The 11884-nt window shown below is 73.1% G+C and carries 12 protein-coding genes; 4 read left to right on the top strand and 8 right to left on the bottom strand.

Features of this window, described 5'->3' with window-relative positions:
* Positions 1 to 15 precede the first annotated feature (15 nt).
* The 6 genes from ACX9I7_RS00155 to ACX9I7_RS00130 form a co-directional block, all read right to left on the bottom strand.
* On the bottom strand, positions 16 to 1032 hold the full coding sequence (locus ACX9I7_RS00155) for an LLM class F420-dependent oxidoreductase (RefSeq protein ID WP_387574622.1): 1017 nt from the start codon (positions 1030 to 1032) through the stop codon (positions 16 to 18).
* 135 nt (positions 1033 to 1167) lie between these two features.
* Positions 1168 to 2070: a DUF5336 domain-containing protein gene (locus ACX9I7_RS00150; RefSeq protein ID WP_189451906.1), complete on the bottom strand. Its 903-nt coding sequence runs from the start codon at positions 2068 to 2070 to the stop codon at positions 1168 to 1170.
* Between the two features lie 161 nt (positions 2071 to 2231).
* The gene (locus ACX9I7_RS00145) at positions 2232 to 3185 is read right to left on the bottom strand and encodes an N-acetylmuramoyl-L-alanine amidase (RefSeq protein WP_459386084.1); all 954 of its coding nucleotides are present in this window, start codon (positions 3183 to 3185) and stop codon (positions 2232 to 2234) included.
* A gap of 23 nt (positions 3186 to 3208) precedes the next feature.
* The gene (locus ACX9I7_RS00140; RefSeq protein ID WP_387574618.1) at positions 3209 to 3853 is read right to left on the bottom strand and encodes a class I SAM-dependent methyltransferase; all 645 of its coding nucleotides are present in this window, start codon (positions 3851 to 3853) and stop codon (positions 3209 to 3211) included.
* A gap of 144 nt (positions 3854 to 3997) precedes the next feature.
* Positions 3998 to 4603 (bottom strand): response regulator, encoded by a 606-nt coding sequence (locus ACX9I7_RS00135; RefSeq protein ID WP_387574717.1) that lies wholly within the window; start codon positions 4601 to 4603, stop codon positions 3998 to 4000.
* A gap of 8 nt (positions 4604 to 4611) precedes the next feature.
* Complete coding sequence (locus ACX9I7_RS00130; RefSeq protein ID WP_459386083.1) at positions 4612 to 5790, bottom strand: sensor histidine kinase; 1179 nt, start codon at positions 5788 to 5790, stop codon at positions 4612 to 4614.
* A 196-nt stretch (positions 5791 to 5986) separates the two neighbouring features.
* Between ACX9I7_RS00130 and ACX9I7_RS00125 the strand changes: the two genes are divergently transcribed.
* From ACX9I7_RS00125 to ACX9I7_RS00115, 3 genes are read left to right on the top strand one after another with little or no spacing between them, the layout of a single operon-like run.
* A complete protein-coding gene (locus ACX9I7_RS00125; protein ID WP_387574614.1) occupies positions 5987 to 6871 on the top strand; it encodes a MaoC/PaaZ C-terminal domain-containing protein in 885 nt (294 codons plus the stop codon).
* Between the two features lie 43 nt (positions 6872 to 6914).
* Complete coding sequence (locus tag ACX9I7_RS00120) at positions 6915 to 7991, top strand: Zn-dependent alcohol dehydrogenase (protein WP_387574612.1); 1077 nt, start codon at positions 6915 to 6917, stop codon at positions 7989 to 7991.
* Entirely contained in the window at positions 7976 to 8920 is a 945-nt protein-coding gene (locus ACX9I7_RS00115) for a 3-oxoacyl-ACP reductase (protein ID WP_459386082.1), read from the top strand. Before ACX9I7_RS00120 ends, ACX9I7_RS00115 begins: the two co-directional genes overlap by 16 nt.
* An 88-nt stretch (positions 8921 to 9008) precedes the next feature.
* On the opposite strand, the gene ACX9I7_RS00110 is transcribed toward ACX9I7_RS00115, so the two are convergent.
* Entirely contained in the window at positions 9009 to 9182 is a 174-nt protein-coding gene (locus tag ACX9I7_RS00110) for a hypothetical protein (RefSeq protein WP_189451899.1), read from the bottom strand.
* A 227-nt stretch (positions 9183 to 9409) separates the two neighbouring features.
* Positions 9410 to 10486 (bottom strand): hypothetical protein, encoded by a 1077-nt coding sequence (locus tag ACX9I7_RS00105; protein WP_387574608.1) that lies wholly within the window; start codon positions 10484 to 10486, stop codon positions 9410 to 9412.
* A gap of 282 nt (positions 10487 to 10768) precedes the next feature.
* Here ACX9I7_RS00105 and ACX9I7_RS00100 point away from each other — a divergent pair, with 282 nt between their 5' ends.
* Entirely contained in the window at positions 10769 to 11815 is a 1047-nt protein-coding gene (locus ACX9I7_RS00100; protein WP_459386081.1) for an ABC transporter substrate-binding protein, read from the top strand.
* Positions 11816 to 11884: the final 69 nt, after the last annotated feature.

Here is an 11884-nt window from a genome sequence, read left to right as displayed (position 1 = left end):
GGAAGCCGGCCGGGCTCAGGAGTTCAGCTCGGCGAGGAGGGTGAGGGCGTCCGGGTCCCGGGTCGTCACCAGGAGGTCGGTGACCGGGCCCGCACGCCACAGCGCCAGCCGCTCGGCGATGCGCTCGCGCGGGCCGACCAGCGAGATCTCGTCGGCGAAGGCGTCGGGCACGGCCCCGACCGCCTCCTCCCGCCGCCCGGCGAGGAACAGCCGCTGGATCCGGCGCGCCTCCTCCGCGTACCCCATCCGGCCCATCAGGGCGGCGTGGAAATTGCGGGTGGCGTGGCCCATGCCGCCGATGTAGAAGGCGAGCATGGCCTTCACCGGCCGCAGCCCCTCCGCGAGCTCCCCCGCCGGGCAGACGCGCACCTGCGCCATGGGAGCGACGAGGAAGCCCTTCGGCGCCTCGGCGAGAGCCTCGGTGTGGAGCCCGGTCCGGGTCGGAGACCAGTAGAGGGGGAGCCAGCCGTCCGCGATGCGCGTGGTCTGGGCGATGTTGCGCGGGCCCTCGGCGCCCAGCAGGACCGGCAGGTCCGGGCGGAGGGGATGGGTGACGGACCGCAGCGGCTTGCCGAGCCCCGTCGCGCCGGGCCCCGGGTAGGGGAGGGGGTGGTAGCGCCCGTCGAGGGCCACCGGCGCCTCGCGGCGCAGCACCTGCCGGACGACCTCCACGTACTCGCGGGTCGCGGTCAGCGGACTGTCCGGGAACGGGCGCCCGTACCAGCCCTCCACCACCTGCGGCCCCGAGAGCCCCAGCCCGAGCAGCAGCCGGCCGCCGGAGAGGTGGTCGAGGGTCAGGGCGTGCATCGCGGTGGCGGCGGGGGAACGGGCGGCCATCTGGGCGACGGCGGTGCCGAGCCGGATGCGGCGGGTGTGGGCGGCGATCCACGTCAGCGGGGTGAAGGCGTCGGATCCCCAGGACTCGGCGGTCCAGACGGAGTGGTAGCCGAGCCGCTCGGCGTGCCGGGCGAGCTCCACGTGCCGGGGGTCGGGGCGGCGGCCCCAATAGCCGAGGGCGAGACCGAGCCGCATCGCGGACCTCCTCTGACGCACCGTCAGGCGAAGGACTTTAGGGCCGCCGGATGGCGGTGACAAGGGCGACGAGGCCGGACGCGCGACGGCCCGCCGGGTGGAACCCGGCGGGCCGTCACTACGAACTCAAGGGCCTCAGCCGCGCTGAATGCCCGTCGTGTCCTGGAGCAGGCCGCGACGGCCGTCCTGCGTCTGCGCGACGATCGCGGCACCGCGCTGGTCGACCGCGAGGTACCAGGTGCCCGGCGCGAGCTCGCCGACCTGGTTCGAGGAGCCGTCCTCCGCGAACAGCGGCCGGTTCACCGGCACCGCGAACCAGAACGGGGCGAAGTCCGCGGCGGGCGCGCCCGGCTGACCGGCGGCGGGCTGCGCGGCGGCCGGCTGGGCCTGCTGCTGCGGCTGGGCCTGCGCCGGCTGAGCCTGCTGGGCCTGCTGCGGCTGGGCGGCCGGGCCGCCGAACGGCATGGTGGCCTGCGCGCCGTACGGGGACGGAGCCCCCGGCTGCGGGGCGCCGGCCGCCGGGCCGGGGTAGCCGTAGCCCGCGTGCGGCGGCTGCGCGCCGTACGGGGCGGGGGCCGCGGCCTGCGGCGCGGGCATCAGCGGGGCCTTGAGGGCGGGGGTGCGCGGCGTCAGCACCGCGACGGCCGCGAGCACGAGGTTGGCGATCAGCCCCAGGATCTGGCCGACACCGGGCGAGATCTGCTCCACGTCCGGGCCACCGAAGATCGTCCACAGCGAGGACCAGGCCGCGAACACGGCGAACGCGGTGCCCCACTGGTCGAGGCTGAGCCCGACGAGCTTGCGCCCCTCCGGCTGGAACCGGGCGGCGACGATCAGAGCGGCGGCGATGATTCCGGCGAGGAAGATCGACGGCAGTACGGGGAAGAGTTCAGGCTTCCAGCCGATCGGCTCCTTGGGGCAGCCGACCGTCGCCTGCCCGCAGTCGTACGAACGGAAGCTGAGGAACGAGGCGATGAACAGCAACACCGCTGCTCCGATCACCCCGCCGTCGCCTCGAGTGAGGGAGCGGATGTTCACCTAAAATCCTTTGTCAGTACTGTCAGTAATCGTCGCTGCGGGGGTGGCGGCCACCCATCGTAAGGGGAACCTATCGCCTGGGCGGCCAGGGCGTCCTCTTCGTATCACCCTCGTGACACGGCCGTGGCCTGCCTGTTCGGGGGCCCGCGCTCCGGTCCTCCTTACCCGTGCAAGAAGTCCGTAATGCCGTCCGCGATCCCCTGCGCCGCCTTTTCGCGCCAGTTCCCGTCGGTGAGCAGAGCGGCGTCCTGCGCGTCGCGCATATTGCCGCACTCGATGAACACCTTGGGAATCGTCGACAGATTGAGACCGCCCAGATCCCCCCGGGTGTCGAGCCCGGTGCCGTGCCCGATGTAATTGGACGGGGCGCTGCCGGTGACCTTCACGAAGTTCCCCGCGACGCGCGCCCCCAGCTCCTTCGACGGCTCCACGATCGGGGCGGTGTCGGCCGCGCCGCCGCGCACCCGCGCGGGCAGGATCACATGGAAGCCGCGCTGGCCGGGCTCCGCGCCGTCCGCGTGGATGGACACGGCGGCGTCGCCGTGCGCCTTGTTCCCGATCTCGGCGCGCTCGGTGACACACGGCCCGTACGGCCGGTCGCCGTCGTGCGTCAGCACGACCTTGGCGCCCCGCGACTGGAGGATCGCGCGCAGCCGGTGCGCGACGTCGAGGCTGAAGGACGCTTCCGCGTAGCCGGAGTTGGTCTCGGTGCCGGTGGTGTCGCACTCCTTGCGGCCGGTGCCGATGTCGACCTGACGGTTGATCTCGGCGGAGTGCTCGGCGTTGTGGATGTTGTGGCCGGGGTCGATCACGACGACCTTGCCCCGCAGCGGCCCGTCACCGGCGGGTTCGGCTTCGGAGCCCTTCGGTTCGGCGGAGGCCGGCTCGCTCCCGGCGGGCTGTGGCGCGGTGCTCGCGGGCGACGGCGAGGCCGGTGCGGATGAGGACGTGCTCGGCGAGGACGACGAAGCGGCGGCCACGGGCTTCTTCCCGTCGTCACCGCCGCCCATACCGACCGCACCACCGCCGCACCCGGCCAGCCCGGCCGCCAGGAGCACCACTGTCGGCCCGGCGACGAGACGCCGGGCTATGGGGAGAACGCTGCCGTGGGACACGCGGGCGATGCTAGCGCCGCCGCTCAGTTTCCGAGACCCGTACGCCGCAGTACGCGCAGCGAGCGCGTCACGGAGACCTCGGTGAACGCACCGGACGCGAGCGCCCGGAGATACACGCGGTATGGGGCCTGACCGCCGTCGGCGGGGTCGGGGAACACGTCGTGGATGACGAGCAGGCCGTCGGGCGCGACGTGGGGCGCCCACCCCTCGTAGTCGGCGTTCGCGTGCTCGTCGGTGTGCCCGCCGTCGACGAAGACCAGCCCGAGCGGCGCCTGCCACACCTTCGCCACCTGGGGCGATCGCCCGACGACGGCGATGACGTGCTCCTCCAGGCCCGCCTTGTAGAGCGTCCTGCGGAACGTCGGCAGCGTGTCCATCCGGCCCACGCCCGGGTCGTCGTCCACGACGGACGGGTCGTGGTACTCCCAGCCGGGCTGCTGCTCCTCGCTGCCGCGGTGGTGGTCGACGGTCACCGCGACGGTGCCGGCCTCGCGGGCCGCGTCGGCGAGGAGGATCGTCGAACGGCCGCAGTACGTGCCCACTTCCAGCAGCGGCAACCCCAGCCGCCCCGCGTCCCGCGCGGCGGCGTACAGGGCGAGGCCCTCGTCCACCGGCATGAATCCCTTCGCGGCCTCGAAGGCGGCGAGTATGTCGGGCGTGGGTTGCATTGGGTCCGTCCCCGTTCTGCGTGTGTGCGGTGCCGGCTGCGGCTGGGGGCCATTTTCCCCAACCCCGCCCCTTCCCGTTTCCCGGGGCTCCGCCCCAGACCCCGCGCCTCAAACGCCGGCGGGGCTGGAATCGGCCCTTGGGGCCTACAACCACCCGTTCTGGCGGGCTGCCCGAACGGCCTCCATCCGGTTCCGAGTCCCGGTCTTCCCGATCGCCGCCGACAAATAATTCCGCACCGTCGCCGGCGACAAGTGCACCTTCGCCGCGATGTCCGCGACCGTCGCCCCGTCCACCGCCGCCGTCAGCACGTCGCGTTCCCGCTGCGTCAGCGGATTCGGCCCCGCGCTGAGCGCCGCCGCCGCCAGCGCCGGGTCGATGACCCGCTCGCCCGCCAGCACCCGGCGGATCGCCGCCGCCAGGTCCTCGACCGGGCCGTCCTTGACCAGGAACCCCGACGCCCCCGCCTCCATCGCCCGCCGCAGATAGCCGGGGCGGCCGAACGTGGTCAGTATCAGCACCCGGCACTCCGGGAGCCGGGTGCGGAGGTCGGCGGCGGCGTCGAGGCCGCTGCGGCCGGGGAGTTCGATGTCCAGCAGCGCGATGTCGGGGCACGCCTCAAGGGCCTTGGGGACGATGTCGTCGCCGTTGCCGACCTGGGCGACGATCTCGATGTCGTCCTCCAGCCCGAGCAGCAGCGCCAGCGCACCGCGCATCATCCCCTGGTCCTCCGCCAGAAGCACCTTGATCAGCTCGCTGCTCACGCGACCCGTTCCTCCTCGTCGCTCTCGACCCCGTCGTTCTCGTCCACCGGAAGCTCCGCCACCAGGCGGAAGCCCCGCTTCCCGTCGGGGCCCGACGTCAGGGAGCCGCCACCGGCGGCCAGCCGCTCGGCCAGGCCCTTCAGGCCGTTGCCGCCCGACCCGGGCGCCCCGCCCGGCTCCGACCCTACGCCGCGCCCGTCGTCGCTGATCTCCAGATGAACCCGGTCCTCCGCGCCCCGGACCTCGATCACGCACCGCTGCGCCCTGCTGTGCCGGACGACGTTGGTGACCCCCTCCCGGACGACCCAGCCCAGCAGCGCCGCCGTCTGCGACGGCAGCGGCGGGCCCGACTGGCGGATGTCGGCCGTGATGCCGGACGCGTCGAGCACCGAACGGGCGCGGTCGAGCTCCGTGGTGAGGCTGCCCTCGCGGTAGCCGGTCACCGCCTCGCGGATCTCGGTGAGGGCCTGCCGGCCCACGGCCTCGATGTCGGCGGCCTGGCCGAGGGCGGCCTCCAGGTTCCTGGGGGCGAGCCGGCGCACCGCCTCCGCCTTGACCACGATCACGGACATGGTGTGTCCGAGCAGATCGTGGAGATCGCGGGAGAAGCGCAGCCGCTCGCGCTCCACGGCCGAGCGGGCCAGCTCCTCGCGGGTCTCGCGGAGTTCGGCGACGGTCTCGAAGAGCCGCAGCACCGCCGACGTCACCATGCCGGACATGACGGAGCCGTAGCCCGTGACCATCGCGTTCTCGGCGCCGCTGTGCCAGCCGGCGATCACCCCCGCCGACGCCGCGATGCCCAGCACCGCGAAGGCCAGCGCCCGGTCGCCGCGCAGCACGATGCCGGCGGCCAGGGACAGCACGGGGAAGCACATCAGCCATTCGCCGCCGTACCCCAGCGACAGCGCGTAGGCGGTCACGGCCACGCCCAGGAGCAGCAGCCGGGGCGTCCGGGTGCCCAGCCGCGCCCGGTCCAGGCCGAGCACCACCGCCGCCGTGTAGAGGGCGGCGAACACGGCGACGCCCAGGCCGCCCAGCCAGGGATGCGGGAACGCCCCCTTGGCGAGGTCCTGCACATCGCCGGAAATCATCAACAGCCAGGGCAGGAACGCGAACTTGCCCGGCGGTTTGTGCCGCTCCATGTCGTCGAGCGGGGCCCCCGTGGTCTTTCTCATGACCGGAATCCTAGGGAAGGGGTTAACGGAGGGTCAGGTCCGGATGTCCGCGGTCGGCCATGACATTTGTCGGTCCCGTGCCGCCCGGTGTCTTCCGGCGTCAACCGGAATCGGCTATACATGAGGGCCCGTTGAGTAGAACGCGTTCTAGTCAACGGGCCTACGCATTCCGGACGGCGAAGGAGCGCACACCTCCATGCCCATCGACCCGGTCAAGGCGACCACCGCCGCACCCCGGACCGCCTCGCTCGCCTGGGACCACAAGGACGTCCTGCTCTACCACCTCGGCATCGGCGCGGGCTCGCACCAGGGCGGCCGGAGCCTCGCCACCGACCCCGGCGAACTCCGCTACACCCTGGAGAGCCGGCTCCACGTCCTCCCGAGCTTCGCGACGGTCGCCGGCGGCGGCCGCGCCGTGGCCGGCGCCCTGACCATGCCCGGCATCGACATCGACCTCGCCGCCGTCCTCCACGGCGGACAGACCGTCACCCTCCACCGGCCCCTGCCCATCCGCGCCACCGGCGTCACCCAGACCTCGCGCGTCGCCGCCGTATACGACAAGGGCAAGGCGGCCGTCATCGTGCTCCGCTCGGACACCGAGGACGACGACGGACCCCTGTGGACCGGCGTCAGCGAGATCTTCGTCAAGGGCGAGGGCGGCTTCGGCGGCGAACGCGGCACCACCGAGCGCCTCCCCGCCCCGGACGCCGAGCCCGGCCTCACCGTCGACCGGCACGTCCGCGAGGACCAGGCCCTCCTCTACCGCCTCTCCGGCGACTGGAACCCCCTCCACGCCGACCCCGAGTTCGCCCGGATCGCCGGTTTCGACAAGCCGATCCTCCACGGCCTGTGCTCCTACGGCATCGTCCTCAAGGCCGTCGTGGACACCGTGCTCGGCGGCGACGTCACCCGGGTGCGCTCCTACGCCACCCGCTTCGCCGGCGTCGTCTATCCCGGCGAGACCCTGCGCGTACGGATCTGGCGCGACACCCCCGGGCCCGGCCGCGTGCAGGTCACGGCCGGTGTCGTCGAACGCGACGACGCGCCCGTGCTGACCGACACGCTCGTCGAGTACGCGTAACCGCAACCACGAAGGCACCCGCACCCGTGAAGGGAGCACCGCCATGCGCGCCGCCGTACAGCACAAGACCGGGCAGGACACCCTCGACGTCCTCGACGGCGTCCAGACCGTGGGGTTCGGCCCCGGCAAGGTCAGGATCCGCGTCCGGGCCGCCGGACTGTGCCACTCCGACCTCTCCGCCATGTCCGGGGTCCTGCCCCAGCGCGCCCCCCTCGTCCCCGGCCACGAGGGCGCGGGCGACGTCGTGGAAGTGGGGGAGGGCGTCACCCACGTCAAGCCGGGCGACCGCGTCCTGATCTGCTGGCTGCCGCCCTGCGGCGACTGCGCCTCCTGCGCCCGCGGCCAGACCCACCTCTGCCTCGCGGGCCTCGCGAACGCCGCCGCCCCCAACTTCCGTCACCGCTCCGAGGACCTCTACGGCTTCGCCGGCACCGGAACCTTCGCCGAGGAGGTCGTCGTCGGCGCGGGCTGCGCCGTGCCCATCCCCGACGACGTGCCCTACGAGATCGCCGCCCTCCTCGGCTGCGGCGTCACCACCGGGCTCGGCGCGGTCCTCAACACCGCCAAGGTGGAACCCGGCGCGTCCGTCGCCGTCATCGGCTGCGGCGGCGTGGGCATCTCCGCGATCCAGGGCGCGAAGGTCTGCGGCGCCGCCCGGATCGTGGCCGTCGACCCGGTGGCCTCCCGCCGCGAGGCGGCCCTGCGCTTCGGCGCCACCGAGGCCGTGGCCCCCGAGGGCCTGACCGACGCCTCCTCACGCGTCACCTCCGGCGAGGGCTTCGACTACGTCTTCGAGGTCGTCGGCACCTCCGCCACCGCCCGCACCGCCTACGAGGCCACCCGGCGCGGCGGCACCCTCTGCGTCGTCGGCGCGGGCGCCCTCGACGACCACTTCCGGATCAGCATGTTCGAGCTGTTCTTCGACGAGAAGCGGATCCTGCCCTCCTTGTACGGCGGCGGTGACGTCCGCCGCTCCTACGACCGCGCGATCGCCCTCTGGCGGGCGGGCCGCGTCGACCTGGAGGGCCTGATCACCCACCGGGTGCCGCTCGCCCGCGTCAACGACGCCATCGAGCAGATGCGCACGGGCGAGGCGCTGCGCACATGGGTGATGCTGTGATGCCGCCGCGCCCGCTGCTCGGCAGGACGGCCGTCGTCACCGGCGCCGGGCGCGGCCTCGGCCGGGCCGAGGCCCTGGAGCTGGCCCGGCACGGCGCCCGAGTCGTCGTCAACGACTACGGCCGCCCGGGCCGCGACGGCACGGGGGCGCCTTCCGCCGCCCCCGCCGAGTCCGTCGTCGCGGAGATCCGCGCGGCGGGCGGCGAGGCCGTCGCCCACACCGGCGACGTCTCCGACTTCGGGCAGGCCCGCGCGCTCGTGGAGCTGGCCGTCGCCACGTACGGCTCGCTGGACATCCTGGTCAACAACGCGGGCATCCTGCGGGACCGGATGGTCTTCTCGATGACGGAGGACGAATGGGACGCGGTCGTCCGCGTCCACCTCAAGGGCCACTTCAACACGATCCGCTTCGCCGCCGCGCACTGGCGCGACCGCTCCAAGGCGACGGGCGGCGCCCCGGTCCACGGCCGGATCGTCACCACCGCCTCCGAGGCGTTCCTGGCCGGCTCGCCCGGCCAGCCGAACTACGCGGCGGCCAAGGGCGGCATCGTCGGCCTGACCCTCTCGACGGCGTCGGCCCTCCGGAAGTACGGCGTCACCGCGAACGCGATCTGCCCACGGGCGCGGACCCGGATGACGGAGGACGTCTTCGCCTCCGCCCCTGCCGCGGGGGAGGGCGGCGTGGACCCCCTCGCCCCCGAGCATGTGGCTCCGCTGGTCGCGTATCTGGCGTCACCGCCGGCGGCGGGCATCACGGGGCAGGTCTTCGTCGTCCACGGGGGGATGGTGGCGGTGATGGAGCGGCCGAGGGTGGCGGCGCGCTTCGACACGAAGGGGGACGTCTTCACGATCGAGGAGCTGGACGGGGTCCTGACCCCTTATTACGCGGGGCGCGACGCGGGCGAGGGCTTCGCGGCGCGGCTCCCCTGACAGGCGTCCTCAAACGCCGGACGGGCTGACAAAGTCAGCCCGTCCGGCGTTTGAGGACCGGGGGTCCGGGGGCGGAGCCCCCGGGACGTCAGTCGGTTTCCCGCCGGTGCTTGCCGTGCGCGGCACCAGCCACCGCGCTGTCGTCCGGCGACGCCGGACCACGGTGCCTGCCGGCACCAGTGCCGGCGCCGGCGGCTGCGGCCCGGGCGGCGGACGCGTCGAACGGGCGCGCCTCGGTCGTGTCGGTTCGGGCATCGGGCATGAGGAAAAGTCACTCCGTCGGATGGGGAAGCGTACGCATCGGGGGCCACGGCACCGCCTCACACGGCGTAACTTGACGTAACACCACGTCAGACGCAACCGCCAACACGCCACCCAGCCACGGTCGTTGGCAAGACCGGCTACGGCCGCGCGACCCCCATCCGAAGTTTAACGGGGCCTTGATCAACGAGCCACCCGTCCCCTACGGTGTGTCCGCCTTGTGCCCCGTTACGGAGTACGCGCACAGGGAGGCGCCTGCTGGAGCGGCGCCTGCTGCAGCGGCACGGGCCGCGGCGGCCGCGGTACGGGCACCGCGGTCATGGCCGACGCCGCCGAGGGGTCGGAAAGCTCCTCGACGAGCTCGTCGACCTCCTCCGGCACCCGCGCCAGCCCGCACGGCACGCTCGCCGTCACGAACGGCAGCCGCAGCTCCCCGCTCGCCGTCCACAGCCCGGCCCCGGCGAGCCAGCCGGTCGGGCCGGGGAAGCGGCGCAGCCGTTTGGCGGCCGGGCTCCACACGCCCACCCAGTCGCCGCCCGCCCCCTGGTCGACGCGGAACGCCACCGCGCAGTCCTCGGGGGCCAGGCCCTGGCCGGGCCGGGCGGCGAAGGGGGTGAGCTCGGCGTCCGCCGGCAGCAGGCACTCGGGGAAGCGCACGGGCCGGGCCGAGCCGAGGACGCCCCAGCCCAGCCGGTCGACGCCGGGCGCGTCGGAGCGGACGAGCAGCAGGCCGCTGTCGGGCTCGGCGAGGAGCAGGCGGTCGTTGCTCTTCTCGGTGATCTGGAGCAGCGGGCTGGTCTCGCCGCCCCGGCCCAGGTCGACGACGACGGCCTTGGTCAGCCCGTCCAGCTCGCGGTCCAGGGCGAGCAGCCGTCCGGAGCGGTCGAGCCAGGCGCCGCCCTCGCACCGGCCGGGCACGGTGGCGAGCAGCTCGGGGCCGCCGCTGCCGCCGTGCACCCGCCACAGGGTGGTCTGCGTCTCGCCGTGGACGAGCGCGTAGGCGGACCTGCCGTCGGGCGCGGGGGGCAGCAGGCACAGGTAGGGGCACTCGATGGCGCCGAGCGGAACTTCGCCGGTGCCGGGCCCGGCGGGGTAGAGGAGCGACAGCGCGTACCGCTCGGCGACGCGGCGGCGGATGAGGACCCGGCCGTCGCTGAGCGGGAGCAACTGGCTGTCGGGCTCCTCGGGCTGGGTGCCGGGCAGGGATACCGCGTAGGGCTCGGGGCCGTCGAGGGTCCAGCGCTCGGGGAACCAGCCGTCGGTGCCGCGGCCGAGGGCGAGCCAGGCCGCGTACGAACCGTCCACCGTAACGGTGAACGCCGGGCGTCTCGGTTCCTCCGGCGGCGCGCTCCGCGGAAGGCTCTGCGGAGTGCTCTGGGGGCCGTGGGGAGCACAGACCGTCATGGGAAACGTCACCTCCGGCACAGAACGTAGTTATCCGGATTCCTGTGGAGCGTCACGACCCCGGGTGCTTCACCTGTATGGGTGGTTAGTTGTCCGGTTCGCCGGAGAAAAGGGGGTGAGTGTGCTTCCTGGAGGGCATGTGATTAAGGTAAGGCGATCCTAAGTACCTAGCCGGGAGGCTCCATGTCCCTCCGCCGCCGCGGCACCACGACCGCCGCCGCAGCCCTGTCCATAGCCGCCGCCCTCGCGCTCACCGCCTGCGGCGGCTCCTCCGGCGGCTCCTCGGAATCGGGCAAGGACGGCGGCGCCGGTTCGAAGGCGGTGTCCGAGAAGGGCAAGGACTTCGGCAAGGCCGCCGAGCAGACCGCGAAGATGGGCACGGACGCCGCCCCCGGCCAGTTCCCGCGCACCATCACCCACGCCCTGGGGAAGACGGAGCTCAAGCAGCGCCCCCAGCGCGTCGTCGTCCTCGACGTCGGCGAGCTCGACAACGTCGTCTCGCTCGGCCTCAAGCCCGTCGGCTGGGCCCCCAGCGAGGGCAGCAAGGGCATCCCCGACTACCTCAAGAAGGACGTCGGCGACCCCAAGAGCGTCGGCACCGTCAACAACCTCAACCTTGAGGCGATCAACGAGCTCAAGCCCGACCTGATCCTCGGCAGCAAGCTCCGCGCCGAGAAGCACTACAAGGACCTCTCGAAGATCGCCCCCACCGTGTTCTCCGTCCGCCCGGGCTACACCTGGAAGGAGAACTACCTCCTCAACGCCGCCGCACTCGACAAGACGGCCGAGGCCAAGAAGCAGCTGGCGGACTACGAGGCCAAGGCGAAGAAGCTCGGCGCCGACCTCGGCGACAAGAAGCCGACGGTCACCATGCTGCGCTACCTGCCGCAGTTCACCCGTCTGTACGCGCAGCAGTCGTTCATCGGCACGATCCTCAAGGACGCCGGCCTGCCCCGGCCCAAGAACCAGCAGGTCGACAAGCTCGCCGTGGAGATCAGCCCCGAGAACATCGACCAGGCCGACGCCGACTGGATCTTCACCGGCGTCTACGGCGACCCCGACAAGACCAAGCGCGACACCGCCGAGGACAACCCGCTCTGGAAGAGCCTCAAGGCGGTCAAGGACGGTCAGGCGAAGAACGTCCCCGACGAGACCTGGTACCTCGGCCTCGGCGTCACGGCGGCCGACAGCGTCCTCGACGACCTCCGCGGCTTCCTCGTGAAGAAGTAGGGAAAGAAGTAGGCCGGAGCGGCGGAGCCCTACGCGTCAGCGAAGGCCGGGCACGGAGGAAGGTAGCCT

It is taken from the genome of Streptomyces sp. L500 (assembly GCF_054551825.1).
Note: the sequence above shows the minus strand (reverse complement) of the source record. Positions and strands in the feature narration are given on the sequence as shown.